The 670-nt window shown below is 50.7% G+C and carries 1 protein-coding gene; it reads left to right on the forward strand.

Annotation, left to right across the window (positions count from 1 at the left end; all coding sequences use genetic code 11):
* Window positions 1-149 precede the first annotated feature (149 nt).
* Window positions 150-670, forward strand: a 521-nt coding sequence (locus A3754_RS28480) for a hypothetical protein (RefSeq protein ID WP_231880532.1), incomplete at its 3' end; no start/stop codon positions are given.

The following is a 670-nucleotide window of genomic DNA, read 5'->3' on the forward strand; positions in this document are numbered from 1 at the left end:
ACTGGGATACCCAACACTTTGGCCTACCCATGGCGAGAATGAGCTTGGCTGCAGCCCCGACGTGCCCCCCATCGGCCCTGAGCAATTTACTCCGCGACACCATCAATAAGATGAGGCAGGAAACCTCCATACTGCACACCTCATGCGAGGTGGATATCGACGACTACTTATGCCTGAATGCCTTGCTCGGCCTAGGAGCGGAGATTCTGGATATCAAACGCGAGTACCGCTGGAGATCCCTCAAAGGCATCAAGCCACCTAAATTCTTGTCATTGGTTCGCGAGTATAGAGAAGACGACAGATCGCAGTGCTTGGCACTAATGGCCGGGGTATATTTCGAGAGTCGCTTCTCCCGCGATATTTCGCTACCAGAAGCCAAAACCACTAGGCTTTACGAGATATGGCTTGAAAAAATCCTTAACAATACCGAACGAGGAAGAATCGCCTTGGTCATGGAAAAAGGTTGCCGTGTACAAGCCTGCGGTGCGATTGAACGACATGATCTGAGCTACGCGGGCATAGGCGCTCAAATAATGGGCAACGGGATATACCTTTCATCCCGAAAGGCAACAGGGTGTTACTATCCAATCATTTACAGCTTGGCAGAACGCTCATTATCCCAATTTAAGAGCGCTCAAACCTGTGTATCGCTGAACAATCGAGCGGCCAC

This window comes from Alcanivorax sp. HI0083 (assembly GCF_001635175.1).